This window comes from uncultured Virgibacillus sp. (genome assembly GCF_947495635.1).
In the GTDB taxonomy this organism is placed as follows: domain Bacteria; phylum Bacillota; class Bacilli; order Bacillales; family Amphibacillaceae; genus Virgibacillus; species Virgibacillus salarius.
On record NZ_CANMAB010000057.1, the window covers coordinates 1 to 26,244 of the forward strand.

33 protein-coding genes are annotated in these 26,244 nt (G+C 36.0%); 10 read left to right on the top strand and 23 right to left on the bottom strand.

The genetic code is table 11. The features are described 5' to 3' along the window. Window positions 1-362 precede the first annotated feature (362 nt). Window positions 363-599, top strand: coding sequence for a 4Fe-4S binding protein (locus Q1A47_RS12725; RefSeq protein ID WP_026679903.1), 237 nt, complete (start codon window positions 363-365; stop codon window positions 597-599). A gap of 143 nt (window positions 600-742) precedes the next feature. Here Q1A47_RS12725 and Q1A47_RS12730 read toward each other — a convergent pair whose 3' ends face one another. From Q1A47_RS12730 to Q1A47_RS12740, 4 genes are read right to left on the bottom strand one after another with little or no spacing between them, the layout of a single operon-like run. Then, entirely contained in the window at window positions 743-1,303 is a 561-nt protein-coding gene (locus Q1A47_RS12730; protein WP_299632332.1) for a T7SS effector LXG polymorphic toxin, read from the bottom strand. Next, window positions 1,248-1,427, bottom strand: a complete 180-nt coding sequence (locus tag Q1A47_RS20885) for a T7SS effector LXG polymorphic toxin (protein WP_366141136.1) — start codon at window positions 1,425-1,427, stop codon at window positions 1,248-1,250. Before Q1A47_RS20885 ends, Q1A47_RS12730 begins: the two co-directional genes overlap by 56 nt. Window positions 1,428-1,480: 53 nt before the next feature. Next, window positions 1,481-1,762 carry a YwqI/YxiC family protein gene (locus tag Q1A47_RS12735; protein WP_026679901.1) on the bottom strand — a complete coding sequence of 94 codons (282 nt, stop codon included), beginning with the start codon at window positions 1,760-1,762 and terminating at the stop codon, window positions 1,481-1,483. Then, on the bottom strand, window positions 1,762-2,181 hold the full coding sequence (locus Q1A47_RS12740; protein ID WP_166530418.1) for a DUF5082 family protein: 420 nt from the start codon (window positions 2,179-2,181) through the stop codon (window positions 1,762-1,764). The genes Q1A47_RS12735 and Q1A47_RS12740 overlap by 1 nt, the downstream gene beginning before the upstream one ends. Before the next feature lie 287 nt (window positions 2,182-2,468). Here Q1A47_RS12740 and Q1A47_RS12745 point away from each other — a divergent pair, with 287 nt between their 5' ends. Continuing rightward, entirely contained in the window at window positions 2,469-3,098 is a 630-nt protein-coding gene (locus Q1A47_RS12745; RefSeq protein WP_026679899.1) for a TetR/AcrR family transcriptional regulator, read from the top strand. Between the two features lie 12 nt (window positions 3,099-3,110). Continuing rightward, window positions 3,111-3,644 carry a GNAT family N-acetyltransferase gene (locus tag Q1A47_RS12750; RefSeq protein ID WP_026679898.1) on the top strand — a complete coding sequence of 178 codons (534 nt, stop codon included), beginning with the start codon at window positions 3,111-3,113 and terminating at the stop codon, window positions 3,642-3,644. A 243-nt stretch (window positions 3,645-3,887) separates the two neighbouring features. On the opposite strand, the gene Q1A47_RS12755 is transcribed toward Q1A47_RS12750, so the two are convergent. The 5 genes from Q1A47_RS12755 to Q1A47_RS12775 form a co-directional block, all read right to left on the bottom strand. Continuing rightward, window positions 3,888-4,586 carry a hypothetical protein gene (locus Q1A47_RS12755; protein ID WP_026679897.1) on the bottom strand — a complete coding sequence of 233 codons (699 nt, stop codon included), beginning with the start codon at window positions 4,584-4,586 and terminating at the stop codon, window positions 3,888-3,890. After that, window positions 4,583-5,323 (bottom strand): hypothetical protein, encoded by a 741-nt coding sequence (locus Q1A47_RS12760; protein ID WP_026679896.1) that lies wholly within the window; start codon window positions 5,321-5,323, stop codon window positions 4,583-4,585. Before Q1A47_RS12760 ends, Q1A47_RS12755 begins: the two co-directional genes overlap by 4 nt. Next, window positions 5,310-6,200 (bottom strand): ATP-binding cassette domain-containing protein, encoded by an 891-nt coding sequence (locus Q1A47_RS12765; protein ID WP_026679895.1) that lies wholly within the window; start codon window positions 6,198-6,200, stop codon window positions 5,310-5,312. The genes Q1A47_RS12760 and Q1A47_RS12765 overlap by 14 nt, the downstream gene beginning before the upstream one ends. After that, complete coding sequence (locus Q1A47_RS12770; RefSeq protein ID WP_026679894.1) at window positions 6,200-6,583, bottom strand: GntR family transcriptional regulator; 384 nt, start codon at window positions 6,581-6,583, stop codon at window positions 6,200-6,202. The genes Q1A47_RS12765 and Q1A47_RS12770 overlap by 1 nt, the downstream gene beginning before the upstream one ends. Before the next feature lie 190 nt (window positions 6,584-6,773). After that, window positions 6,774-7,472 (bottom strand): helix-turn-helix transcriptional regulator, encoded by a 699-nt coding sequence (locus Q1A47_RS12775; protein ID WP_121604405.1) that lies wholly within the window; start codon window positions 7,470-7,472, stop codon window positions 6,774-6,776. An 89-nt stretch (window positions 7,473-7,561) separates the two neighbouring features. Here Q1A47_RS12775 and Q1A47_RS12780 point away from each other — a divergent pair, with 89 nt between their 5' ends. After that, window positions 7,562-8,188, top strand: a complete 627-nt coding sequence (locus Q1A47_RS12780) for a flavin reductase family protein (protein ID WP_026679892.1) — start codon at window positions 7,562-7,564, stop codon at window positions 8,186-8,188. 325 nt (window positions 8,189-8,513) lie between these two features. Here the strand turns inward: Q1A47_RS12780 and Q1A47_RS12785 are convergent, their stop codons facing one another. From Q1A47_RS12785 to Q1A47_RS12800, 4 genes are all read right to left on the bottom strand, one after another. After that, complete coding sequence (locus tag Q1A47_RS12785) at window positions 8,514-9,026, bottom strand: GNAT family N-acetyltransferase (RefSeq protein ID WP_246484719.1); 513 nt, start codon at window positions 9,024-9,026, stop codon at window positions 8,514-8,516. After that, complete coding sequence (locus Q1A47_RS12790) at window positions 9,019-9,522, bottom strand: GNAT family N-acetyltransferase (RefSeq protein WP_034678406.1); 504 nt, start codon at window positions 9,520-9,522, stop codon at window positions 9,019-9,021. The genes Q1A47_RS12785 and Q1A47_RS12790 overlap by 8 nt, the downstream gene beginning before the upstream one ends. A gap of 83 nt (window positions 9,523-9,605) precedes the next feature. Beyond that, window positions 9,606-10,613 carry an HAAS signaling domain-containing protein gene (locus tag Q1A47_RS12795; protein ID WP_166530417.1) on the bottom strand — a complete coding sequence of 336 codons (1,008 nt, stop codon included), beginning with the start codon at window positions 10,611-10,613 and terminating at the stop codon, window positions 9,606-9,608. Beyond that, entirely contained in the window at window positions 10,597-10,965 is a 369-nt protein-coding gene (locus tag Q1A47_RS12800) for a PadR family transcriptional regulator (RefSeq protein ID WP_166530416.1), read from the bottom strand. Before Q1A47_RS12800 ends, Q1A47_RS12795 begins: the two co-directional genes overlap by 17 nt. 152 nt (window positions 10,966-11,117) lie before the next feature. Between Q1A47_RS12800 and Q1A47_RS12805 the strand changes: the two genes are divergently transcribed. After that, window positions 11,118-11,567, top strand: coding sequence for a YaiI/YqxD family protein (locus Q1A47_RS12805; protein ID WP_026679887.1), 450 nt, complete (start codon window positions 11,118-11,120; stop codon window positions 11,565-11,567). A 339-nt stretch (window positions 11,568-11,906) separates the two neighbouring features. Here Q1A47_RS12805 and Q1A47_RS12810 read toward each other — a convergent pair whose 3' ends face one another. Next, window positions 11,907-12,380 carry an acyl-CoA thioesterase gene (locus Q1A47_RS12810; protein ID WP_026679886.1) on the bottom strand — a complete coding sequence of 158 codons (474 nt, stop codon included), beginning with the start codon at window positions 12,378-12,380 and terminating at the stop codon, window positions 11,907-11,909. Between the two features lie 267 nt (window positions 12,381-12,647). Here Q1A47_RS12810 and Q1A47_RS12815 point away from each other — a divergent pair, with 267 nt between their 5' ends. Further along, window positions 12,648-13,781, top strand: coding sequence for a conserved virulence factor C family protein (locus tag Q1A47_RS12815; protein ID WP_026679885.1), 1,134 nt, complete (start codon window positions 12,648-12,650; stop codon window positions 13,779-13,781). A 307-nt stretch (window positions 13,782-14,088) separates the two neighbouring features. Here the strand turns inward: Q1A47_RS12815 and Q1A47_RS12820 are convergent, their stop codons facing one another. The 3 genes from Q1A47_RS12820 to Q1A47_RS12830 all read right to left on the bottom strand — a co-directional run bounded on the left by Q1A47_RS12820 (window position 14,089) and on the right by Q1A47_RS12830 (window position 16,159). After that, the gene (locus Q1A47_RS12820; protein WP_121604401.1) at window positions 14,089-14,991 is read right to left on the bottom strand and encodes a macrolide 2'-phosphotransferase; all 903 of its coding nucleotides are present in this window, start codon (window positions 14,989-14,991) and stop codon (window positions 14,089-14,091) included. A 566-nt stretch (window positions 14,992-15,557) separates the two neighbouring features. Then, window positions 15,558-15,824: a hypothetical protein gene (locus Q1A47_RS12825; protein ID WP_026679883.1), complete on the bottom strand. Its 267-nt coding sequence runs from the start codon at window positions 15,822-15,824 to the stop codon at window positions 15,558-15,560. A 2-nt stretch (window positions 15,825-15,826) separates the two neighbouring features. Beyond that, window positions 15,827-16,159 carry a winged helix-turn-helix domain-containing protein gene (locus Q1A47_RS12830; RefSeq protein ID WP_026679882.1) on the bottom strand — a complete coding sequence of 111 codons (333 nt, stop codon included), beginning with the start codon at window positions 16,157-16,159 and terminating at the stop codon, window positions 15,827-15,829. Between the two features lie 534 nt (window positions 16,160-16,693). Here Q1A47_RS12830 and Q1A47_RS12835 point away from each other — a divergent pair. After that, window positions 16,694-17,236 (top strand): hypothetical protein, encoded by a 543-nt coding sequence (locus Q1A47_RS12835; RefSeq protein ID WP_166530415.1) that lies wholly within the window; start codon window positions 16,694-16,696, stop codon window positions 17,234-17,236. 125 nt (window positions 17,237-17,361) lie between these two features. Here Q1A47_RS12835 and Q1A47_RS12840 read toward each other — a convergent pair whose 3' ends face one another. From Q1A47_RS12840 to Q1A47_RS12855, 4 genes are all read right to left on the bottom strand, one after another. After that, the gene (locus Q1A47_RS12840) at window positions 17,362-18,075 is read right to left on the bottom strand and encodes an isoprenyl transferase (RefSeq protein ID WP_034678401.1); all 714 of its coding nucleotides are present in this window, start codon (window positions 18,073-18,075) and stop codon (window positions 17,362-17,364) included. Window positions 18,076-18,125: 50 nt separating this feature from the next. Next, window positions 18,126-19,586, bottom strand: coding sequence for a DUF4153 domain-containing protein (locus tag Q1A47_RS12845; protein WP_121604400.1), 1,461 nt, complete (start codon window positions 19,584-19,586; stop codon window positions 18,126-18,128). A gap of 186 nt (window positions 19,587-19,772) precedes the next feature. Continuing rightward, the gene (locus Q1A47_RS12850; protein ID WP_246484718.1) at window positions 19,773-20,456 is read right to left on the bottom strand and encodes an HAAS signaling domain-containing protein; all 684 of its coding nucleotides are present in this window, start codon (window positions 20,454-20,456) and stop codon (window positions 19,773-19,775) included. Then, window positions 20,402-20,734, bottom strand: coding sequence for a PadR family transcriptional regulator (locus Q1A47_RS12855; RefSeq protein WP_026679878.1), 333 nt, complete (start codon window positions 20,732-20,734; stop codon window positions 20,402-20,404). Before Q1A47_RS12855 ends, Q1A47_RS12850 begins: the two co-directional genes overlap by 55 nt. A 439-nt stretch (window positions 20,735-21,173) precedes the next feature. Between Q1A47_RS12855 and Q1A47_RS12860 the strand changes: the two genes are divergently transcribed. The 3 genes from Q1A47_RS12860 (at window position 21,174) to Q1A47_RS12870 (ending at window position 23,893) form a co-directional block, all read left to right on the top strand. Beyond that, window positions 21,174-22,748 carry a Vga family ABC-F type ribosomal protection protein gene (locus tag Q1A47_RS12860; protein ID WP_026679877.1) on the top strand — a complete coding sequence of 525 codons (1,575 nt, stop codon included), beginning with the start codon at window positions 21,174-21,176 and terminating at the stop codon, window positions 22,746-22,748. Between the two features lie 100 nt (window positions 22,749-22,848). Beyond that, the gene (locus Q1A47_RS12865; RefSeq protein WP_026679876.1) at window positions 22,849-23,271 is read left to right on the top strand and encodes a MarR family winged helix-turn-helix transcriptional regulator; all 423 of its coding nucleotides are present in this window, start codon (window positions 22,849-22,851) and stop codon (window positions 23,269-23,271) included. Window positions 23,272-23,287: 16 nt separating this feature from the next. Continuing rightward, complete coding sequence (locus tag Q1A47_RS12870) at window positions 23,288-23,893, top strand: alpha/beta hydrolase (protein WP_026679875.1); 606 nt, start codon at window positions 23,288-23,290, stop codon at window positions 23,891-23,893. Between the two features lie 90 nt (window positions 23,894-23,983). Here Q1A47_RS12870 and Q1A47_RS12875 read toward each other — a convergent pair whose 3' ends face one another. Beyond that, window positions 23,984-24,937, bottom strand: coding sequence for a calcium/sodium antiporter (locus Q1A47_RS12875; protein WP_026679874.1), 954 nt, complete (start codon window positions 24,935-24,937; stop codon window positions 23,984-23,986). A gap of 133 nt (window positions 24,938-25,070) precedes the next feature. Continuing rightward, a complete protein-coding gene (locus tag Q1A47_RS12880) occupies window positions 25,071-25,919 on the bottom strand; it encodes a VOC family protein (RefSeq protein WP_026679873.1) in 849 nt (282 codons plus the stop codon). Between the last annotated feature and the right edge of the window lie 325 nt (window positions 25,920-26,244).

Here is a 26,244-nt window from a genome sequence, read left to right on the forward strand (position 1 = left end):
GAGGCCGTGCCCGCGGAAAGCGAAGTAATTAGTCGGAGCATTGCCAATATACATCAAACATTTCAAAATAACTACTTCGCTTAACGCAGTCATTACACTGATTTTATACTTTCTTAACTTACAAGGATATGACCTAAAGGCCCTTTGAACCAATTGGGTGTTTACTGACAGTCGATCCCCCAAGTACCATATTCGTTTCACTTTATTGCTTGAAGGGGGTATTACTGCCAGTCATATGTGGGATAAACTGTTGCACCATAATACCGTTTTCCCTTCATCCTTTTCAACGTACTAAACAATAACACTACAAAGCTTATGCCTTATAAAGTATGGTAATTCGATAAAGTAAAGGAGACTTTTTTATGGCATTTGTTATTACTTCACCATGTGAAAACGAAAAAGCAGCTGAATGTATAGAAGTATGTCCTGTAGATTGCATTGAAGAGGGTAAAGATATGTTTCATATTGATCCCGATATATGTATTGAATGCGGAGCATGTGAAGCAGCTTGTCCTGTACAAGCGATTTATATGGAAGAAGATATTCCAGAAGAAGAGGAAAAATATATACAAATTAATCGAGCTTTTTTCGAAGATTAAAACCTAACTCTACAAAAACCAATCTATACGATTCAAAAAAATAATAAGACTTTGATTGACTGTTATCAAAGTCTTTCTTTTATATCCTATTTAAAAATTAGTGATTAGCTACGCATATATGCTGTGACTTGATAGAAGTTCAGCTATTGATCGTTGGGTGGATGAACTTCTTTAATGACTTCATCATACGGACTACTATTCTTTAAAGTTGAACCATCATATGTTGAAATAGAATTACTTTCACGATAAAAAACGTCCTTAATATTGGCCATATAGTTTTTCATTACTGTTAGTTCTTGTAACAGAGGCTCTAACGTATTCATCTGCGAACGATCTAAGGCATACAACTGCTCGATTACTTCATTCTTGTTATTCTTAGCTTGCTGAATACCTCTAAGTAGATCATGGTCATCGAGCAATGGTAGAGAAATAATATCTTGGATCTTATAAATTTCATGATTTACTTCATCTGTTATTCCCTTCGTCACATCTTCCACTCGCTGTAAGCCATGTTCCAGATCATTTTCTAAAAAAGATTGCTGAACTAAGCCATCTGCTGCTGGTTCATATGAGTGTACAGCCTCTTTTAATTGGATAAGCGCCTGATCGTATTCTGTAAGAAAATTATCGAGATATTGTAGAAATGGTTCATGGACATCTGCAAAAAAAGAGCGAATTGCAGTTCCCGTATTTCCTTGCAACATGGTCCAACGATGTCAATTGGTGAACGGCTTGTCGTATATCATTCATTTGTTGTTGTACAGTTGTAAGCTTTGTTCGTAACCTATCAATATAGTGATTTAACTCCTGAATGTCTAATGTTTTCATGGAAACCTCCTGATGGGGAACACTGTTGAAGAGTTATCGTGGTCGTTTTCCTATTATTTAACAATCTGTATGTTGGAAGCTATTCGTTCTTCCGTCTCTAATAATTGATTTACTGCTTCCAATGTTTCTTGTTCATGAGTAAGAAGTAATGCTTGGTAAGAGCTCAATACATCTTCTAATAAAAGATTAATTTCGTTTACTTTATTTACCATGTCTAATGATATGTCACTTTGGGCATCACTTGGTATTCTATTTTCCAATGACTGAATGTTTGTTCGTAAGTTTGCTAACGCCTTTTCTATCGGTGCATAATTTAGCTTTATTTCTTCACTCACTAACTCATTAACTCCCTTCGTTGCTTATCATATAAGTGATCAAGCTCCGTATTATGTGTAGATACATCCATACGAATATCAATAATGGCTTGCTTCGTTTCCCTTATTTTGTCATTTAATTGATCAAGCGTTTGAACTAACTGATAGTCATACAGGGATTGATAATTTGATAGAATTTCTTGATCCCGATACTGTTTGAACTGATTTGCAAGTTGTCCATACCATGTAGTTTCTGATAATTCTGGGTTTACACATAGATCTCTATGCTGTTTAAGCTCTTTCTGATAATCATATAAATTAGAATGGACTAATGCCAGTCGCTCCAATTCCCTGCGTTTTTCATCTAATTGAGCATTTAACATGTAAAGGGAATTCTGTGTCCGACTGATTTGTCCATTAATCCAGTTTAAGGATTCCATTTTCTCACCTCGGTGCTGCTTGAAGCTTCAGTCATACATCATAAAATATATTAGCATTAACATTACTATTATATAGCATAAAATTCCCCATTTTAAGAGGCATAAAAGCCTATATTTAGAAGAGCCTGTTTTTACAGGAGTGATTGTCTTAGGTAATACGAATCAAAAAACACTAAATGTATTAAATATTTAAATTCGTTGTAATATAGCACATTGATTTTAATTAGGATGTCATTTATAATTACCTAAAATGACATACTTGTCACTTTAGGTAAAGGAGGCAATATATGGCCCCCAAAGTTACTAGTACATACAAAGTGAAAAAAAAGCAACAGCTACTACTTGCGGCCCGTGAAGTCTTTCTAAGTAAAGGATACACAAATGCAACTATACAAGACATTATTGATATTGCTGGTGTATCAAGGGGAACAATATATAATTATTTCAAAAATATAGATCATGCCTTTGTGGAGGTACTCTATAATGACGATCAGTACCTGTTGCCGAATATCCAAATAGATAGTAGAAAATCGGTTTGGCAACAACTTACTTTTTGGATTGAACAACTAGTAGATATTCACACGAATCAGCCATCCCTTGTACAAGCACGCAGTGAATTCTTTCTTTCTTCTAACTATGTTAACAACAAGGAGCATTTCTCTTATATTAAAAAGCGATATGAAGTAATGGTTGAAGGAATTAAACATACCATCCAACAAGGAAAAGATGCCGGTCAATTAAATCCAGTTACAGATGGAGATACCATTGCACACTATCTTATTTCATTTATGGATGGAATGATATTAAACACCGATTTACTTGGATCACAGGTGACAAGCATGGAAAAACAAATAGATTTTTTCTTGGAATCGTTAAAGACTTTGCTTTGTCCAATAGTACAAACACCCCAAAAATAGGAGCGTGATCATATGTTATTTGAATCTTCTAGAATAAAGTTAAGAAAAATGACAATCGAGGATACGGACCTTTACCACCAATGGAGAAATGATATAGATGTTATGCAGACAACGAGTCCTAATCTAGATATTTATACATTTGAAGAAACGAAATCATTTGTCAGAGAAGTCATTCTCCATAGTAGCACATCAAAAAGCTACATCATTACCGTTAAAGACAGCGGCGAAACACCCATAGGCGTTATTTCGCTAATACAAATAGACAATGTAAACCACAACGCAGAATGCATTATTGATATTGGTAATAAAGACTACTGGGGAAAGGGCTATGGTAAAGAGGCAATGCAACTGCTACTAAACTATGCATTTTCAGAAATGAATTTACACCGACTATCTTTACGAGTGTTTTCCTTTAACCTAAAGGCTATTAAGCTTTATGAAAAATTAGGGTTTTTTCACGAAGGAAGATCTAGGCAATTTTTATATCGAAATGGGAAATGGCATGACTTATTACATATGGGAATGCTACGTACTGAATATGTTTGAAAGGAGGCAGGGACAAAAGTAGGCTTATCAAAAAAAGACGAACTATACTAGATGTATGACAGCATCGGAAATATACTTCACTTTCCACGGGCACGGCCTCCGTTTCTGTAGCTCCTCATTTCGAGTCGCTACAGGGATCTTTGGACTCGTGCTGTTCCCGTAGAGTCTACGTATATTTCCTACGCTTCACTACTATTGTTCGTCCTTTCAGTTACATCACTGTATAAACCTTTAGGGAAAGCCTCACTCTGATTTAAATATATGCATTCCAGCAGATTCATCTAAGTGAACCTTAATGGAATGATCAATACGGACAAAAAGTAAATCCTGACCATAAGAAATGTCTGCACCATTACTCATAAATTCCTCACCAGTAAATTGGTTAAATGGAAATTCCCTCTTAAAGGTATTCTCCTCTACTGAAACTTCTTCTGGCTTCATCATGTATAGTACATTTTTCTCTTGCTTGATAATTGGTAACGGGGCTTGATCTGTCATTCGCTTTCCATACATATAAGTAGGTGTTTGATAAAAAGTGACCTCAACCTTGTCTTTTAAATCATCCGTCCGTTCTACGAGAATCGTTGTACCATTGAAATTATTCTCAGGTGCATAGATTTGCAGTTCTTCTTCTGCCAATGAATATTCCCATTGTCGACGGATAAACCGAGGATCAATCTCATCTTTCCTTCCACTTTCTATATAATCATATATATACGGTACATTCTCTACCTTCTCTTCCTTAATTGGCTTTTCAATTGGTAATATATAAGAAATACAAGCAGCAATAAGTAGCGTCATAATATATAGTGCAAACAACCACTTGATACCTCTTCTATAACCACCTACATATTTCTTCCATACATTTGATATAACAAATACGATTGTAATAATAACAAGAAGTAAGACAATAGGTAAAAAGGTTACGATAACATCATTCATTGTCTAACCTCCTTTCTATTACTAAGTAGTGTAGCTGCACTACATAATAAGGCAATCGTTACAACCATCTTTGCACTAAATAGTAATATGGAGGTTTCTTGATAATAAAACGCTGTCACTTTGGAAGTGAATTGCCCTTCCCCATCAAAAGCAACAAGTATTCCTATGAATACAACCGGAACAATGATAGTGAGAAGTCGATGCATTTGCGCAACAGTGCCAATAAGATAGCCAATCGAGCCTGCTAATAAAATATACAAAATGGTCGCTATAATTCCACTTAGTTGATCCATCCTGCTAATCGCCGTTTCTGCTTCTATAAAAAATGTGTCACCAATTACGTATAAGACTACTTTCATTAACGGCTTGGATAGTAATGCCGTTGAACCACTAATAATACTCATAGTCAATATGACTGCGATATTTGAAAGATTATTACTAAGCCGATTCGTAACAAATGTATAGCTTTCTTCTTGATAGCTTCTAGTTGTCATTAATATAGAACTAAAAAATGCCCAAAGGATGGTGAAGATGATAACTAAATCGGCGGAGTAATAATTAACATCTATACGAATCCCATATCCACTCGTACCACTCATACCAGAGCCACCTAGAGCAAAAAGAATGGCAAGTAGCTGTAAAACAACCAAAGAATTAAATAATCCTATATAGCTTTTTAATTTATATATATACTGACTGTAAACCAGACTTCTAAATGAAATACTATTTAAAGACATCGTCAATCCTCCCTTGTTCCTGATCAGTTAGATAAATGCAAAGATCACTGGGAGTAACAGGTGATACGCTAATGCCAAGTCGCCTAGCCTGATCTAAATCAAATGGGTCATTTTTAATAACTACATAGGAGCTATTTACACCAACATTCTCCATATGGATGATCTGTTTATTTTTAACCCATTGCCTTACTATTTCAGTTCTACCTGTTAAACCAATCGCATAATTCTTAACGTCATCGATTGGCAAATGAAATAATTTCTTTCCGTGCTTTAACAACAGGACATGCTCTAGCAATTCTTCTATTTCCTCTAGGTGATGACTAGAAATGATAATCGTTCGCGGAACAGTAAGATAATCCTTTAATAATGCTCTGTAAAAATCCTTTCGAACAGCATGATCCATACCTATTGTTGGCTCATCAAAGATTGTCACTGCACATCTTGAGGCTAGCCCCAAAATCATATGAAAGGTGCTTCGCTTCCCCTTAGATAATTGACCATGTTTCTGCTTCGGATGGAATTGAAAATATTCAAATAAACGATTGGCTAATTCCCTATCCCAATTTGGATAAAATCGTTCCGCCTCTATAAGAATATCCTTAAGAGAAAGTGTCTGTGAGAATACCATTTGATCATCAATATAAATAGAGTTAACAGCAACAAATAAATTATTGAAAGGATGTTCCTCAAGAACATGCACTTTCCCAGAAGATTCCCTCCATAATCCTGAAAGAATCTTTAATAATGTCGTTTTTCCCGCCCCATTCCTACCAACCAGTCCAGTAATTGTATTTTCATTGATAGAAAAGGAAATGTCATTTAATGCATTTTCGCCTCCTCGACTTTTACTTAATTCTTCACAGGTAATCAATCCCATTACACATCCCCCTTTTGCTTCTTCATTGTTAGCTTTAACATTTCTATTAACTCTTCTTCGTCTACATCTAACCGGTCTGCTTCCAACGCTACTTCCAGTATGAGTCCCTTTAATGTTTGATTCTTCCGTTTATCAACAATGATTGATCTTGCTTCCGTTGTTACAAACTTTCCAAGCCCCCTTTTTCCATACAAAACCTTTTCGTCTGTTAATATATTTAATCCTTTAGCTGCAGTTGCAGGATTTATGGTAAACATCTCTGCGAGTTTATATTGAGAAAATACTTTATCATCTGGCTGGAAATTACCATTTAATATTTCTGTTTCGATCCATTCTGCAATTTGGACGTAGATAGGTTTCGTGCCATCAGTACTCAAATGCATTCCTGCAGCCTCCCTTCCAATCAGATGTAGGTTAGTGCATTAGTCATGTAATGTAGTATATTACTTTTTCAGATAAATTACAATAGGTAAAATCATTAAATAACACCAAGACTAATAAATTTAACACAAAATAAAACCCCAACTTCTAAATATTTTCTAGAAATTGGGGCAAATTATACATTTGCAGTTTTTACGATGAATGTGACATATCGACAGCGAATATTTCTTTAAATCCTTTTTCTCCCTCAGCTGTAATTTTTATCGCACGTGTTTTAGGTAATTGCTGAATCCAATGTAATTCTATAAAACGCTCTAACAATGCATTTCCCAGTGCACCGGCAAGGTGTGGTCGCCTTTCACTCCAATCTAAGCATTTATGTGAAAAAGAACGACGCTTCTTTTTTAGCTTCTCTAGATCTATTTGAAAACTTGTAAAAAATTCTTTCCCATCCTCAGTAATTGTGAATATTTCTTTCTTTTCATCAATTAAACCTTTATGAAGGAAGGAAGTCGTTATTGCTACACCGAGATTACCAGCAAGATGGTCATAACAAGTTCTAGCATAACGAATGGCTTTATCTTCCTTTGCTTGCTTTAAAGACTTAATCTTAATAGGTGGTGCTATCGATAAAAAAGATTCCATTACTTGAGCAACTTCTTGACTTTGGATTCCGTAATATCGATGCCTTCCATGCTGAGAAACAGCTACGACATTTGCATCAACCATTTTTGCTAGATGAAAGCTTGCTGTCTGAGGTTTTATTCCTGCCATATACGCTAACTCACTAGCAGGATGATATCTACCGTCTAGTAATACCGTTAATATGGCAGCTCTTGACGCTTCACTTACAAGTGAAGCTATTATCGCCGCATTTGTATTTGTTTTCATAGACTTCCTCCTTTTGTAATTCATATTTCGATGATAATCGAAATAATTACGTTATACAATCAAATTAATGAATGAAAGGAGATAGAAACATGAGAACAAAAAAATGGAAGCACGTACCCGTCACTGAAACAATTCAACCCAAAATTCTTTATTACGGAACACCAGTTATTTTACTAAACACATGCAATGAGGATGAAACAGTTAATATTAGTCCATTGTCATCATCGTGGGCATTAGGTAATACGATCGTATTAGGAATTGGTCTAGGTGGAAAAGCAATCGAAAACTTAGAGAGACATCCTGAATGTGTTCTTAATATTCCAGACCCCTCCCTCTGGGAGAATGTTGAACGACTCGCTCCATACACCGGGAAAGACCCTGTACCAAATTTTAAAAAAGACAATGGATTCAAGTATGAGAAGGAAAAGTATGCTGTTAGCGGGCTAACTCCTTGTCCTTCCAAAGAGGTTAAGCCAAATCGTATTGCAGAGTGCCCCATACAAATTGAAGCGATCGTGAAGAATATTCAGATTCCCGAATACGCTCCATTCTTTGCAATTGTTGAAACACAGGCTATCCATGTACATGCACATAAGGAAATTATTATGAATGAAAATCATATTAATCCAAACAAATGGAGTCCACTACTATACAATTTTAGACATTACTTTGGTATTAGTGATGAACTTGGCAAAAGCTTTCGATCTGAAATTTAGGTGAAGGAAAAGGATAAAACAGGTTGGTGTATAATGCAAACAAGCTGTTGAAAAGCAACACAATGAAGAGCATCTTGGTGAATTCTACACTAAAGGAAGTGAAAAACGGAGAAAAAAGAGATCCAACCAAGCAAAATCGCTAAAGGAATGGGCTTGTCAAATAAAAGGAAACTTCAATTAGTGGGGGATTTTGTTTATCCTCCAATCAGACCTTTACTGACAGTCGATCCCCACTTACCAATATTGGTTTCACTTTATTGCTTGAAGTGGGGGTCTTACTGACAGTTATATGTGGGATAAAACTGGTGCGATCTTTATTAGCAGCTCAGTCTATCCCGATAACTTTACTTCGCCGCTCCAATAAAATAACATCACGCCATACGCCATCTAGTTTTCCAATTCGTTTTCGAATACCCACTTCATAGAATCCTGCTTTTTCATGTAAATAAATACTTCCTACATTTTCTGGGAAAACACCAGATTGTAGTGTCCAGAAACCAGCAGCTTCACTTTCCGCTACTAGAAATTCCATTAGCCTTCTCCCTAATCCCTTTCCCCTACTTTTTGCACCGAGATAAATGCTTAGCTCCGCAACACCAGCGTGAGCTTTCTTAGATGAAATTGGCAGTAAAGCAGCCCAGCCTACGACTCTACCATGTTCACGTACAACAAGTCTACATGTTTGTAAATACTTACTATTCCACTCATCCCAAGTTGGTGGTTCTGTATCAAATGTTGCATTTCCTGTCTTAATACCCTCTATATAGATATCTCTTACCTCTGGCCAGTCTTCCTTTTTCATGTATTCCATAATGATAGAATCAATGCTGTTAGTCATTGTTGATCCAAAACCTCCTTTTCAGTGTGCCATCTTCATCAATAAAGCTATTATCCTCTAACCCACCATTATTTACTATGGTTTTGGCTGAACCAATATTATCCTCATCACATGTTACTAGTACACGCTTTATCTTTAAATCCTTGCACACTCCCAAAGCTTCATGAAGCATACGAGTGGCATATCCCTTTCTACGTTCGGAGGGTCTAACACTGTATCCAATATGCCCACCAACATTTAATAAAAAAGAATTAAGCTCATGTCGAATATCAACCATTGCTACTATTCTATTCTCATCATTAATTAAGAAATAATTTGAGCTTGGTACACGATTCCCATGACCGCTTTGTCTTAAAGTCCTTGCCTTCAGGTAGGCACCATAAGTGTCATGTCCTGTTAAGTCAAAACTACTAGGAATCATCCGTGTCAGTCCCCATTCTTCCACATAAGCTCGGTGTTCTTTTTCCCATTCCTGAGCTGGCTCAACTAACCTCATCAATTCCACCTCTTCCCTAATAAAAAACCATATTGATTATAATTGATAGTAATTATAATCAATATGGCGGAAAAAGAAAACATCTATTTATTCATTTTTCTAACTTTTAACCACCCAGCAATGATATTCCATATTAACCCTACAATCATTAAAATTAATGTCCAAAGAGTTGCCGTTTCCCAGATTTTTTCAACAGTTTCATAGCTTTCACTTCTCTCTGTTATCATACCAGCCTGCTCAAGTTCTTGCATAAACGCGGGGTTCCAAAAATCAGGGCCGGTTACCATCAACAGAACTACCACAACGGTTATTATATCAATCACCACCGTAAATATAAGCAATTTACTAGTCCATTTTCCTTTTATTAGTTTGACAATTTCTTTAACTATAGCCAGGTTAAGAATGAGAAGGATAAATAACATATAACCTGAATACGTATCCTCATTTAAGAACGGGACTACAGTAGCAAATTCTCCTGTCTCAAAGCGCCACACGCCAAAGTAGTTACTTGAAAAGACCGCCATTGCCATAACAATTATAAAGAAAATAATCGCTGTAATCGGTTCGGATCGCTTAATCTGTCTTTTTAGGTCGGGAAGTTGCGGAAGATCAGATGGTGTCCAATTCTTTTCTATATTCAAATCTTGTCCATTTACTTGAACATACTCCAACAATACAAATACAGCTATTACCCAGCCAATCGCCATAGGTATCATCGTGAAAAATGACACAATATAATCTACAAACTGCTCCAATAGACTTGCTGGGTTCATGATAATTTGAATTACAAATTCAAAACTCATAACAATAACAACAGAATATAATGTTATTTTCATAACCGTCATAAATGGATCATAAAATTCAGGACCTATGATATACTTTTTTGTTTCACGATACTGCTCCGCAAGCTGCTTTGGGTCTCCTAGCTCGAGTAATACTTGCTCAGCGTCCTTATCAGTAGTACGCTTTCCATCCGTTCGTTCTTCCAGCATATCTGTAATTAGACCTTTAAGCTCTTGAGAAATATCTGCTCGCTGCGATTGAGGCAGCCGCTGCGTCACTGCGTAAATATACCTATCGATGATTTCCATCCGAGTCTCCTCCTTTTTCTAAACCAATTAAATGGTTTAAGCTATCCACCATTTCCTCCCATTCTTGCCATAATAGTTCAAATACTTCTGCACCTCTTTTGCTTAACATGTAGTATTTCCGTGGCCTGGCTTCATCTGTATTCCAAGTGCTTTCCAGCAATCCCTGCTTTTCTAGTCTTCTTAGCAATGGGTATAACGTCCCTGGTTCAACATGGATTCCCTCTCCATTTAGTTTCGTTACTAGAGAGTATCCATACTGTGGCTTCGATAATTGACTTAAAACACCAATTGTTAGCGTACCCCTACGTAGTTCCTGCGTTAGTTTATCTAAGTGCTGTTTAATATCGCTCATCTTATCAACTCCTAAAAACATTATGGTGTATGTCGTACACTATTGTAAAGTGCACATTAATAACCAAAACAAAACATATACTTTAACTTGACATTTGAGAGCTTTCAAACTATGCTCACCCCAAGATATAAGTACAAATGAGGAGTTTTATCATGCAAATATATGTAGATGCAGATGCTTGCCCTGTAAAGGATTCTGTCATTCAGTTAGCGAATGAATTTGAAATTACTGTTACACTTGTTCAAAGCTTTTCCCATTTTTCTAATCGACGCGAATTAGATGGAGTCAAAACTATTTATGTTGATGCAGGTGCTGACGCAGCAGATTATCGAATTATGAAATTAGTACAAAAAGGTGACATTATTGTAACTCAGGATTACGGCCTTGCATCCTTAGGGCTTGCTAAACACTGTCAAGTAGTTCATCACAAAGGCTTCCTTTATACGAACGAAAATATTGACCAGCTTTTACAAACACGCTATTTAAGTGCTATGGCAAGAAAAAGTGGGCAACGAACAAAAGGGCCGAAACCTTTTTCAAAAGAAGATCGTAGGCTATTTAAAGAACGGTTTAGAAATTTACTGGAACAACGGCAGGAATGATAAATGGATGACTGCTAGCTATTCTTTTCTCTACAAAAAAGAGGCTGAGACAAAAGAATGAAGAAACAATAAAAAACGAAAAGATAATTAATTTGAATTAAATATCTTTTCGTTTTTTGATTAGAATAATAAATTTAGCACCTGAAATAAGCGAGGATCCGGCGGGAACAGCACGAGTCCGAAGATCCACTTGGTAACGTGTTTTTCTTTACCAAGTTAGCTGAGGCTGTGCTCGCGGAAAGCGCATATAGTTTCACGGTGCGGCGATGATACTCCTATTGATAACATGATTATTCGTATTTTGAGTAAAGAAGTGTGTGTTGTCCCTGCCTCTTTTTTCTACTTTCTATTTGTCGCACGCCTTTTCCGATTCTCTCTTCGATATGGAGCTGTTTCATGTAATTTCTTTTCTTCATTCGTTTCTGGATATACTTGTGGCACAGGGATAGGTTGTCCTTGTTCATTGACTGCAACCATTGTGAGGAATGATTCCGTTGTTAATCTTTCAACCTGATTAATTAGATCACGCGCCGTTACTTTCACATATACTTCCATTGAACTTCTTCCTGTATATGTAACAAAAGCTTCCAATGTTAAGGAATCTCCGGCTTTCGCTGATGAAAGAAAATCAACCGAATCGATTGATGCCGTAACAACCGCACTTTTTGCATGCTTCATCGCACAAAGAGCACCAATTTCATCGATATAAGCCAATACCTTTCCACCAAAAATAGTATCTAAATGATTCGTATCTGGTGGGAGCACCAGCCTTGTTTGCACTGTCCTTGATTCGTTTATTGATACTTTTTCCATCTTTCCATCCTCCTATACGATTAAAAACATCTCCTACATGAGAAGATGCCCTGTAAGCTAACTTTTAAAATCAACCTTACTATTATATCATACCAACCATATGCTATTAGAATTTTAATATATCCATATAGATTATCTTTTGGCCATTTGTTAAAATTAATAGTTACTATCGCTTAGCTCTTGCAGCAAAAAGTAGGAATGATAAATGTTAAGTCGGCAGCTCATTCAACTAGCGTTAAGCTTTAATCTAAAAAGGAGGAATGTTTTATGAAGATTGTATCAATTGAACCAACACCTAGCCCATATTCCATGAAAATTAATGTTGATGAACACCTCACGGATGGACAAACTCAAAACTTTACATTAGCTGATGACAAACAGGATGCACCTGTTTATATACAAGAATTGTTCGAAATTAAAGGAGTAAAAGGTATCTACCGCGTCATTAATTTTATCGCACTGGAGCGAAATCCGCGAGTTGCTTGGGAGGAAATACTTCCGGCGGTTCGAGAAGTTTTAGGATCAGTAGAAAAAGAAAATGATGATGTTATTTCGACCAGCGCTAGTAACGAAGAGGCTTTTGGAGAAGTCCATGTTTATATTCAAACATTCCGCTATATTCCGATGCAGGTGAAATTAACAGAAGGTGACAATGAAAAACGCTTCGGCCTGCCTGATAGATTTATGAACGCTGCAATGAACGCTTCCACAGCTTCAGAAAACATGCTTGAAGAACGAAAATGGATCGAGCAAAACCCGCGATACGGTGATCTAGAGGAGATCGGACAGGATGTCGTTGAGGAGGTTTCAGCAAGTTACGACAACCAGCGATTATCTGACCTTGTCAATTATGCCTTAACTAATGATACATCCTTTGTTTCCTCTCTAAATAAAAAGGTGACACTTGAAATGCTTAATAATCCGAACTGGAAAGAACGCTATGCTGCGTTGGATCAAATGAACCCAACAAAAGAAGATTTACCTGTTTTAGACAAAGCACTAGAGGATGAAAAATCATCCATTCGTAGATTAGCAACTGCCTATCTCGGCATGATTGAAGACAAAGACGTACTTCCCTATTTATATAAAGCATTAACAGATAAAGCTGTCAATGTTCGGCGAACAGCAGGAGATTGTCTCTCCGACCTTGGATTTAAAGAGGCGATACCTGAGATAATCCACTCCTTATCTGATAAAAGCAGACTTGTTCGCTGGCGTGCAGCGATGTTTCTATACGAGCTAGGAGATGAAACTGCTATTTCAGCTCTAAGAACTGCTATGGAAGATCCTGAATTTGAAGTTAGAATGCAAGTGAAGATGGCTTTAGCACGAATTGAAGATGGAGAAGAAGCAAAAGGCTCTATTTGGAATCAAATGACACAGGCAACAAAGAAAGAATGATCAAGGCGGTACTTAGCTAAATGCAAGTCTAAATGAAGAATGTACTACTATAACTCCGGAAATATACGTAGACTTCTTGAAAAAGAAGAGCGCTTTTCTACGTGCGATGTAGCGCTGCCTATGCCTTATCCTGCGGAAAAAGGCATAGGCGAAGCCACATAGTACGTTAACACGATGAGACTCGTTAGCCGCCCACATAAAGCGAAGTATATTGCCAGATCCGTTTAATTGCACGAGTCATCGCTTTTTCTTTGCTTAAAACACTTTCGTCCCTGTCTCCTTTTTTGACACATACTAGTAAACAAGACTAGTTGTTTAACATCAACGCTTCTTGTGCCATGTTTTTATATTCATCTATTCCAGAGATTAATGCAAATTCGGCAATGGAAACCGGATAAGCTGCAGTAAGCTCAACAATATGTTCAAACATGGTTGGCCAAACATAACCTCCAGCTTCTTGATATGCAGCAATTAATTTTTTCACGGCATCCTCTCCAAATGATGCAAGATGCGCTACAAAATCATTAGCAGGATCATCTACTCTAGCTTCTGTCCAATCAATAATCCCAGTAACCTCCGCGTGCTTATTAATTAGTATATGGCCTGCATGTAAATCACCATGAATCATTGCTGTTTGTTCTGGCCACATCGCATCTGTTTCAAGCCAACTTTGCCAACGCTCCCATAATGAATCACTAATCGTAAATTCTGCCTGCACTTTATCCATACGGCTTTTCATGGATGCTCGTGATTCTGTTGGTGTATAAACGGTCACTCCTGCTTCCTTAGCAGATTGATGATTACTTTCATGTAGCTCTTTTATTACTTTTCCCAAGGTTATATGAAATTCAACTGGTACATTCTTGTCGTCAATTTCCCAAACATAACTTTTTGCTTCAGGGTCAATAGTCCCTGCCGGAATACCAGTTAATAGCTTATACGCAATCAAATCATCGGTGAAAATAGACCAATTTGGGATTTGAACAGTAAGATTCCTTTCAGCAATATCTAATATTCGCTTCTCCTGTCGGGCCCTTGGAATTACATCTTTACGCCTCGGCATCCGAAGCACCCATTGATCACCAAGCTGATCCTCCGCAAAGAAAACATGAAAATCTAATCCAGATTGATTCTCTTTTAGCGACTGTTCCACTAAATTCATATTATGTTTTTCCGCCAATTCCATAACTTGTTTTTTTGACAATGTCATGACAACCACTCCTCCCCATAGTTAGTGCCCCTTTTGTGATGGCTAATTATAACCAAATAAAAAACACAGACCACTGCCTGTGTACTGTATTATATAGATCACCCTTTATTTTTTCTAAACGAAAAAAGGGAGGTATACCCCCCTTTTTTACAGAACTATATGATTTCCTAAAAGGCAGACTATTCCCATTTACGCTACAGTACAAGCCAGCGTCCTTGAACTTATTCAGTTAATAGTTCAATCTTTTGGAAACGTAGTCTGTTTAAAATCATTAGGAAAACCTCCGTTCATTTTTAACTATTACTAGAATAGCACATATTTTCCAAATTGAAAGTTAATTTAACTATTTCATCGATACGTACCATGTGTTGGTTGAAACCTTCCTGACGATTGAAAAATGCTCCACATTATAATGTCCATACAACACTCGATCAGTGTTGCTTGAAGTCGGAGTCTTTTATTACGCTAGAAGAACTTCCCTGAAACATTTCACATAACCACTATCTTAAAACCTTTTTTGCTCGCCTTAGCGGCAAGTCTTTAAGTTATATTTGAGCTTCTCACTGCTACTCCACTTCTTTTAGCATTTTTTCCATGGAAGCAACCTTTTCTTTGATTTCTTTCATATCAGCAGTTAATTTTTCTTGATGCGTATTAGACGCTTTTTGTACTTCAATTGCTTCGGCAGCAAGTTTTTGATATACCTCTTCCTTTGAAGTTTTAATTCTTGTCTGCCACACTTTCGTAAGCGATACAAGTAATACAACCGCAAACCCAATAAGAAACACAACAAAAAGCATTCCTGCTAATTCATACATTGTTTCAGAATCCATTCCTATTTCCCTTCTTTCTTTTTAAATGTTATTGTTTTAGCTGCTTCTTTGATTAGTTCTGGAGTAATTCTAAAATCAAAAGAAGCGAGCTCATAATATTTCATTGCTTTTCCATCATGCGATAACTCCATTTCGTTCGTGACAATTCCAGCCTTTTCTAACTTCTGTAAATGCATATACAATAAAGGTCTGCTCATCTCTGCCTCTCTAGCCAATTGACTAACATACTTTCGCTCCTGATCTAAAATAGAAATAATTTTTAAGCGATGAGGATTAGCTAATGCCTCAAAAAAAGCAAGTAGCTGGTCTCCATTTAAATGATGCTTCTTATCCATTTCTCTCTAACACTCCTGGCTTCATTATCAATGCATTTACCATGGACACTTATTCTTCCCCATTGACAAACAAATAATTATCATGTGTAATAAATTTATTACATGTATTATAATTTGTCAACACATGTTTTGAAAATATACATCTCAAGTCGTATACCTAGATATTTCCTAAGCTACTTATAATTAATGAAGTAGTACCTTATGATTAAGTAGGAACAAAAACACAAGCGCTCAATTAGAAACGTAGCGACTGTGGAGCGAGTCAACGGAGATAAAGGAATCACGGTATGCTTACAAGCCGATGATAACTATCCTAGGGTGTCGTGAAGTCGCCTCGTTTCTGAGCACTGGAGCTGGACGGCTCAACACACCCATATTTTTCCACATGGCTAATTTTATAATTTCCTAGACTAGAACAAAATCTAAAAATTTTTTAGAATCTATTTAGGACTTTATTACGTATTAATTAATATAGTTGGACTTATCATTTAGAAATTTTAACTCATGAAGTATCGCTTAATGGGAGAGAGGGCTATGCAGAATAAAAAAGTTTATATACTGCTAACAGATACTGGGACAGTTTTTACGAGACTGATCCGGTTATATACTAGAAAACCATACAATCATGCTTCTATCTCGTTTGATCCTTCTTTGGAACGTGTTTATAGTTTCGGAAGAAAAACAGCTAAAAATCCTTTTATCGGTGGGTTTGTTCAAGAGGACGTAAAAAATGGACTATTTAAGCAGGCAACAGGTGTACTTCTATCCTTTACTATTACGGAACAGCAATGGCAGCAAATGCGAGCATATATTCAACAGCTTGAAGAGGAAAAAGATAAGTATCGCTATAATTTCTTAGGGTTAATTGCCATTATTTTTAATATGCCATTTAACCGAAAAAATGCTTTCTTTTGCTCTCAGTTTGTTGCAAGTGTATTGAAAGAGAGTGACATCGTCGATTTTGATAAGCCTATATCCTTAGTAACACCACATGATTTACAGCAAGTTAATCATTTTCAAGCAATTTATCAAGGTAAATTGAAAGACTATAAGCTTCAAACCGTTCAGAATCTTTAAAGCAAGGATAAGGCTCAGAGATAGTCAATGCTATTTATGGAAACTAGAATATAACCTCCAAAATTATTTTATAATTTCCTAGATTATAAAAAAGCTCAAGGCTTGGCTAGACCAAGCTTGAGCTTTTAACTTAATAGTTCGCTATGTTTCGTCCATTGTTTACGTTGAAATTCTCGTATTGCAGCACATAGTTCCTGTTCATTAAAATCCGGAAAGTACACATCGGAAAAATAGAGCTCTGCCATAGAAGATTGCCATAATAGAAAATTACTAACTCTTTTTTCTCCACCAGTACGAATTACTAACTCTGGATCTGGCAGTTCACTTGTATACAAGTAATTTCGAAACAACTTTTCGTCTACTTGATTAATATCAATTTGTTCATTTCGAGCTTCATCAATGATCTTACGGATTGCTTGTAAAATGTCAGCTCTTCCTCCGTAATTAAAGGCAAAGTTAACAACGATTCCAGTATTATTCTTTGTTTCTTCGACAGCTTGAATAAGTGACTGTTTTGTCCGCTTTGGCAATTCATCGATATTTCCTGACAAGCGAATCATTATATTTCTCTTCTGAAACTCTGGAAGTTTTTGTTTAAAGAATTTAACAGGTAGCTGCATCAAATAATTAACTTCATCTTTTGGGCGTGACCAATTTTCCGATGAGAAAGCATATAATGTTAAGACTTTTATATTTAATTCTATACTAGCATCGATAATATGCTCCATAGCTTGTGCTCCAGCATAATGTCCTTCACTTCTCGTTAACCCTCGTTGTTTTCCCCATCTGCCGTTACCATCCATCATAATAGCAACGTGTGTAGGAATGTATGCGTTCATAAAGATCCCCCTTGCATTAAACTCCCTATTGAAAAACCAGGGATCGTTTTTTAATCTACATATAAATTATCTAATTTGTCTTCTATCTTCTGTCTAGTAAAATTAAAGGATTGCCACGACTTTTCTGTATTCCGCTGCACCTGGTTGATTCGTCCTATTAATAACTCCTCTAATCCATGATAGTTAGGTTCCTTTGTATATAGTTGTAGCAAGCCATTCCATCCACTATATGAAAGTGTGTTCAAATAATAGATATCTATCTTTCCAGTCTCTTCATATCTTTCTAAGTTCTTATCTGTCACAAGCTTTTCTATATTGATCACATTCATCCCTGTATAAAAGATCATTCCTGCTATAAGATAAAAATGCAAAAGTGATAGTCTTGTTAACCATACACGTATTAATGTATATGCAAATATTACCATAAGGAAGATCATGAATCCATGCGCTAATACTCGATCTAACGTATAACCATATGCTTCTTCATACATACTGAGCCTTTGATATGCAGAAATAAGCATAATCGAAGTCAAACCTATCAGCAAAGTGTAAAGAATTTTTAACATACGGTTAAGCTTGACACTAGTATTTTGTACGAAGCGCATAAAGCTAATTAGTATCGACCAATTAATTAATGTTACAATGATTAATTCAAAAAAACCTTTCCTTGCATATTCAGCAAAAGTGTAACCGGAATGAAGGCTTTCACCAAAAAAATACGAAAACTGAATGCACACGAACAGTAAATACACAGAAAGCAGCATGAGAAGAATCGTAACTGCTGTCAGCCCGTTCCAATTTTTTTCTTGTGGGCCTGTTATCCCTTCACGAGTAGAGGGCTTTTTTGGCAAAACACGAAACAAACCGAAGAAAAAGAATGCTACTAATAGCACAATAGCTATACGCCAAAATTCCTTTAAAAGATTCATTTGCATTATAAAATTGGGTACACGCAGCACTAATTCTTGAAACACCTTATCGGCAGACATTAGTAAGGTTATAACAATGAGTAACAATGGGATACCAATTCCTAGTCCAATCAGTATGGGTTTTATAGGTATTACCATATCCTTATTATTGTATTTAAAAACCCGTTTAAATAATTCGTCACAAGCATTTAAACTATAACGTACGGACTGGCTACACTTTTCTTTCAATATTGTTACAAATTCAATACTAACCCAAGCGTATTGGTCTGGTGTTGTAATTAAGACAAGATGACAATATATAAGTAACGGAATAACAACTAAGTTTATTTCATAAAACAGAATCGAGTCCAAATATAAATAACTTCCTGCTAATAGCCAAATAACAACCATCAACAGCATACCAATTCTTCGATGATAAAATGCAAATTGAAAATGCAGAAATATTACCATATATAATGCCACAATAAATACGATATAGGAGATACCTATCTTACCATGAAAAAAACAAACTTCTGCAACTATCCCTAATCCCAAAGATACTAATAATAACCACACACCTCGCAAATTTATTTGGTTTACCATCTAATCCCTCCAAACATTGTTATTTTATATATAGAATAACTATGTATATAGAATAACTATGTATGTAACTAAAAATTTTTATCTGAAATTAATGTGTAAGCAGCGCGATCAAGTTGCTGTTATTATCACGCTACTTTTAGTAAAACAATCACTACGCTGTATCGTATGATTAAGGCTAAGCACTTATTATACAGATAATTTACGTCCCCAACGAAAACCAACCAAACACACGGGATATAAAACTATTGTAAAACCTATACAAAGCATGATAAAGGGCACATTTAACAAGGGCTGAAACCACTCATAGGGAATAAGTTTAAAAAGGGTTAAATACATAAGCAGTAAATTTGGTACAACAGAGACGATAAACGTTTTATGTAATAGCCTTCTACCACCATCACCAAACTCCTTACCAATTTCATAGCCTAATAGTCCCCAAAATAATGTATAAACAATCATTATAATAAAAGTAGTCTCTGTTAGTCCATGCCATAATTGCTCCACCCAATGCCAAGAGAAAACATTATAAATTATTGTTAGAATTACTCCGCCAAGAAACATAGCAATATTTAAACCAACGAATAACCATTGTGTTTTTTTAGGAGTAATCGCTGCTTCCTGTCTCCACAAAAGTGCTATTTCTTGAGGGGAACCAAGTCTTTCAATTAATTTCGAATAGTTATCTACAGATTCAGCACCTTCTTCCTTCATCCATTCATGAACATGTAATTCATATTCTGCTAAAATATTAACTTTATCTGGATGATCACCTATTGCTTGTTCTAGTTCTTGAAGGAAGTATTGACTTGCTGTCTTCATGATTCCTTTCTCCGGATTAAATTGTTCATCACCTGTACATAGCGATGCCATTCATTTGTTTTCTCTTCCAGCATTGCTTTCCCTTGCTCTGTTATGCAATAATATTTCCTTGCTGGTCCCTTTTCTTGCTCTTGCCAATAAAAAGTAATATATCCCTGTTTTTCGAGTTTATGGAGCGCGGGATATAATGTTCCTTCTTTGATTTGCAAATGATGTTCACTACGCTGGTCCATTTCCTTAACTAGCTCATAGCCATACATATCGCGTTCATTTAAAAGCTGTAATACAAGTAAGGAAGTACTTCCTTTTACTAACTCTCGGTTAAACATTTTCTCACCTACCTAGAAATATTAGGTATATACACTATATAAAATACTTGCTCTTTTGTAAAGGGCTATCATAAATGTCTAACACCATATTTGAATTATTAGCCGATTGTATTATAGACAAAATAAAGGAAATTATATATAATTGCACTAATAAAATTGTAAAGGGTGACCTAATTACATGAAGTACTAATCCTATTCACTGAAAACATTCGAGTAAGGGTAGTCTAATAACAGATTCAATCTGTTTATTTTGCTATGCCATTAACGAAGTTTCAGAATAGGATTGTGCTTGATGTGACTGGTTAAAAAAACGCTGTCTAATGTATTTGATTATTCGCAGACAACCGTGTAAGTTAGCCAATACACATTTGCCTCCTATTCTGAAATGAGTGGGAGGCATTTTTTGTCTCTACTTTTAAAGGAATTGGAGATGAAATGTATGAAGTTATTGGAAGCTCAAAAATTAAAAGTATTTATACAGGATCGGAAATTAATTGATGTAGAAACACTTCGTATCCATAAGCACCATCGAATAGGTCTTGTCGGAAAAAATGGAAGCGGAAAAACAACCTTGCTCCAACTACTGGCAGGTGAAGAAACGCCTGAAGAAGGTGAGGTAATCTCACAAGGAACACGTGAATTACTTCCCCAATTGAAACGAACAACTACGACCAAAAGTGGTGGTGAAGTTACACAAGAATATATAAACCATTCTTTGGCAAAAAAATCAGATATCTTATTTGCGGATGAGCCGACTACGAATTTGGATACATTTCATATTGAAAAGTTGGAAAAACAGCTACAAAAATGGCATGGTGCATTGATCATCGTTTCCCATGATCGAGAATTTTTAGATGCACTATGTACGACCATTTGGGAATTAGAAGACGGGAGATTGTCCGTATACAAAGGCAATTACTCAGATTATCGCGCACAAAAGAAGCTCGAAAGAAGACAGCAGGAGCAGGCTTATGATCAATATATCAAAAAGAAAACGCAATTGGAAGAAGCCCTAGAATTAAAAGAACAAAAAGCGCAACGAGCAACTAAAAAGCCAAAGCAGACAACTAACTCAGAAGCCAAAATAACAGGTGCCAAACCCTATTTTGCTAATAAACAAAAAAAATTACGGAAAACAGTCAAAGCCATAGAAACTAGGTTAGAGAAACTAGAAAAAGTGGATAAAGTGAAAGAACCTACTCCCATTAAAATGAATCTACCTAATGATATAAAGATAAATGGTAGGATAATCTTACGTGTTGAAGACCTAAAAGGAAAGGTGGGAAAACGCACTCTCTTTAATCAAGTTCGTTTTCACGTTAGAGGCGGAGATAAAATCGCCGTAATTGGTCCTAACGGAAGTGGGAAAACTACGCTCATTAAAAAAATGGTAAACGAAGGAGAACATGTTCATCATTCGCCATCAATGAAAATTGGTTATTTTAGTCAAAACCTAGATATACTTGATACAAATGAAACCATTATAAAGAATGTCAGTATTACATCGATTCAAGATGAGACCTTGATTCGGACTGTATTGGCAAGGCTCCACTTTTCTCAAGATGATGTGTATAAACGTGTGCAAGTACTTAGTGGGGGAGAACGTGTAAAGGTTGCTTTTGCTAAGTTATTTGTAAGTAATATAAACACCATTGTTTTAGATGAGCCAACCAATTTTTTAGATATCGAAGCAGTAGAAGCACTGGAAGAATTGCTAAAAAATTATCAGGGAACAGTACTATTCGTCTCCCATGATCGGCGTTTTATCCAAAGCATTGCCTCACGAATTATTGCTTTTAAAAGTGGTACAGTTGACATCTTTGAAGGTACCTATGACGAATTCAAAAACCATATACCAAAGACGGAAGAAAATGCAACAGAGCAAGAATTGATTGTATTAGAAACAAAAATTACAGAAATACTAAGTAAACTTAGTATAGAACCTTCAGAGGAACTAGATGAAGAATTCCAAAGACTTTTAGCACGAAAAAGAGAGTTGATAAGAAATAAATGACGATTGTTACACACATGAATAAGTTGACAGACTCTAACGAATGATTTACATTTAATTAATAATAAATTAATTAAATATAAATGTCTAAGGTGGTTAAATATTGAGTGAAAATCTATCATTAAAATCATTTGTTGTATTAATGAAGTCTTCAAAAGCCGTTCAGGAGCGAATAAAAAAGGATATCAGCAGCTATGGTATGCGAACTTCTGAATTTACTATATTAGAAACGCTATACCATAAAGGAAATCAAACGATTCGAGAAATATCGGAAGGAGTATTAATTAGTACGGGCTCTATCACATACGTGATTGATAAGCTAGAAAAGAAAGGTCTACTTGAAAGGCAACATTGCCATGAAGATCGGCGCGTTGTTTATATTCATATTACGCATGCTGGGAAGGAATTAATGGATGAAATATTCCCAAAGCATCAAAAGGTTATTGAAGAATTGTTTATCGGAATTAACGATGAGCAAAAGAAATCGTTAATTGATGTTCTTAAACAAGTTGGACGCCGCGCATAATCCAGGAAGGAGATTCATCATGAAGCATATCTTTCAAAAAGGAACAGATCAAACAAAACCAACGCTTTTATTATTACATGGTACAGGCGGAACGGAGCAGGATCTTATTCCATTGGCAAGTAAAATTGATCCAGAAGCGAATATCCTCAGTGTACGCGGTAATATTCTTGAAAATGGAATGCCACGCTATTTCAAACGATTAGCAGAAGGAGTATTCGATGAAGCAGATTTAATTTTCCGTACAAAAGAACTAAATGAATTTTTAGATGAGGCTGCAGAAAACTATCAGTTTGATCGTCATCATATCATTGCTGTTGGATATTCCAATGGCGCTAATATTGCTGCAAGTTTACTTTTTCATTATAAAAATCCCTTAAAAGGTGCTATTCTTCATCACCCGATGGTACCTCGAAGAGGAATTTCATTACCAAATCTTTCTGGGATCAATGTATTTATTGCAGCAGGTACGAATGATCCAATATGTCCTGCTGAAGAATCTGAAGAACTGAGGCAATTATTAGAAAATGCAGGAGCAAATGTAAAATTACATTGGGAAAATCAAGGTCATCAGTTAACGTTAAATGAGGTAGAGGCTGCGAGAAATTGGTACCAACAGTTATAAAATAGGAGCACTAACGTATAATTGAACTGCACCCTATTGTAAGATCTGTCTAACAACGGAGGTGCAGTTCATCTTATGCTTATTTTTTTGTTAATTCCGAATAATAATGTAAGCTACATATAGCACATAACCAGCTACAAGAAATACTCCCTCTGTCTTCCCTATTCGATAATTTGTCCTCGAAAAAATTAGCAGCAAAACCGTTAAACCAATCATCATGATAATGTCTATAATAACTTTACCATTAACAGCTAGTGGCGTAATCACAGATGATGTTCCAAGTACAAATAAGATATTAAAGATATTGCTTCCAACGATATTTCCTAATGCAATTTCACTTTCCTTTTTCAAAGCAGCTGTAATGGAGGTCACTAGCTCTGGAAGGGAAGTTCCAACTGCAATGATTGTTAAACCAACTAGAGCTTCACTCATTCCCAGTGAATAAGCGATTTCCTTCCCGTTATTAACTACCATTTGTCCACCAATAACAATACCAGCTAATCCCAGTACTGTAATTAAAATGTTCTTCCCCCATTTTGTTTGTTTTGCTGATTTGTCTTGCGCTGTATTTTCTCTACTCTTTAATGCGACCTCAATCACATAATACATAAAAACAGAAAGGAATAGTAAAAAGATTAGTCCATCACTTCGAGAGATATAGTTTATCTCAAACCCTTGTAAAACCGTATCGCTAATTAAAATTAATAGTGCTACACTGGCCAATAATGTAAATGGAATTTCCTTACGAATCGTCTCATTTTCTACTTTGATTGGGAACAAAATCGTCGCAATCCCAACGACAAGTGTTAAATTAAAAATATTACTCCCAATAACGTTCCCCATTGAAACATCTGCAGTACCTTGTAAAGCCGCAACAATACTCACCGTTGCTTCAGGTGAGCTAGTACCAAATGCCACGATTGTTAAACCTATTAAGATTGGTGGAATGCGAAGCAATCTAGCAATATTCGATGAACCATCCACAAATAAATCTGCACCTTTAATTAACAAAACGAAACCAATAATCAAAAATAAATATGCCATGTGACCTTCCTCTTCTACAAAAAGTTATCAGTTGTACTACGGTTTAATGTATCAAAAAGTCACAAAAACATGTAGACATATTTAAATTTCTTTAGAAATTCTTCAAAGAAAGAGCTAGGAAATGATAGCTTTTTTATTTCCGTAAATGAATGAGATTCTTTGAAGGGTCTTCCACTAAGTATCCATTATTCTCTTCCTTTATTTTAACCTCACTAGCCTTTAAGCGGTCGATTGCATCATCTAATGTTTGCTTATCTGGGTAAACAAGTGTAAATAATTTTAGACCCACACTATTATTTTCCGGTGCCGGTGCTCCCTCACCATTCCATATATTAAGTCCAATATGATGATGATAATTCGCTGTAGATATAAATAATGCACCAGGATAGTTGGAAACGACGTTAAATCCAAGACCTTCTACATAAAATTGTTTGGCTTCTTCTAAGTGTGCGACATGCAAGTGAATATGACCCATAACCGTTTTATTTGGTAAATACATCCATGGTGATTTCAATTCAGCTAGAAGCCCCTCACCTTCTAACGGTTCTGTTGCCATGGTCACTTGATTATTTATCCACTCCCACGCTGACGATAGTCGATCAGAATAGACCTCAATACCATTACCATCTGGATCTGATAAATATAATGCTTCACTAACAAGGTGATCAGATGCCCCTAACTGGACATTTTGTTGCAAACAGTGCATTAAAAAAGAAGCAAGATCAGCACGTGTTGGTAATAATAATGCAAAATGGTACAAACCCGTTGTTTTCACCTGCTTAGATAATACTTTTTCTGGCTCCTCTAAGGTGAGTAATGATGTTTTGCCATCCGCTGTTAAGACCACCTTCCGCTCATTCCTTTCAAGGATATGGAATCCAATGATGTTCTGATAAAAATCAAGTGAGTTGTTCAGATTCGTAACATGGATGGATACGTCGCCTACATATGTTGCACGATTGCTAAAGAATGTTCTTTCCATAACCATTGTCCTCTCTTCTTTTATATAATTACATTTTGAAATACAGTTACTTTGTGTAAGTTTATAATCTATTTTCTTAACTGTCAATTTATTAATCTATACAAATGAATTAATAAATAACTATAAATTCACGTCTTATACTACAACCTTTATTACAATCAATGATAAGCACAATTTGATCATGACGTTTTAACTAAAAAACCTGAATAAGAAAAACTGAGCAAAATTCGCTCAGTCCTTATCACTACATGCTCAGATTTACGCTCCCTCTAGTAGCTATTATGGAATAATAGCTACTGCTTGACCACCACTCCGGCTGCCCACT